Genomic DNA, 519 nt, shown 5'->3' on the forward strand with positions numbered 1-519 from the left:
CACGTCCTGCTCTGGTACGGCGTCTACCGCAGCCGCGCCGTCCGCGTGATCCTGCTGCGCGAACCCACCGCCCGCGCACACGACCTCGCGCTGATCACCACCGACCACACCAGCACCCCGGAACAGATCGTCGCCCGCTACGCCGCCCGATGGGCCATCGAAACCACGTTCGAAGACGCCAAACAGACCACCGGCGTCGGCGAGGCCCACAACCGCACCCCCACCGCCGTCACCAGGACGGTCCCCTTCGGACTGCTCACCCACAGCCTCGTCACCATCTGGTACACCCACCACGGCCACCACCCCCGCGACGTCACCGACCGACGATCAGCCGCACCCTGGTACACCACCAAAACCGAACCCGCCTACCACGACATGATCACCAAACTTCGGCGAACCCTTATCGCCTCAAGATTTCGTGGAGGCAGGCCTGACCAGCCCACCCCCACAGAAACCCTCGCCATCGCCGCAGCCTGGGCCGAAGCCGCCGCCTAGATCAACAACACTGCGAAAGTCGAG

At 66.3% G+C, this 519-nt stretch carries 1 protein-coding gene; it reads left to right on the forward strand.

Annotated features, from left to right (window positions below):
* Window positions 1–495: transposase (locus tag ABD211_RS32830; RefSeq protein ID WP_344140403.1), on the forward strand; the 495-nt coding region annotated here is incomplete at its 5' end.
* Window positions 496–519 lie beyond the last annotated feature (24 nt).

This window comes from Luedemannella flava, from assembly GCF_039528515.1.
GTDB lineage: Bacteria > Actinomycetota > Actinomycetes > Mycobacteriales > Micromonosporaceae > Luedemannella > Luedemannella flava.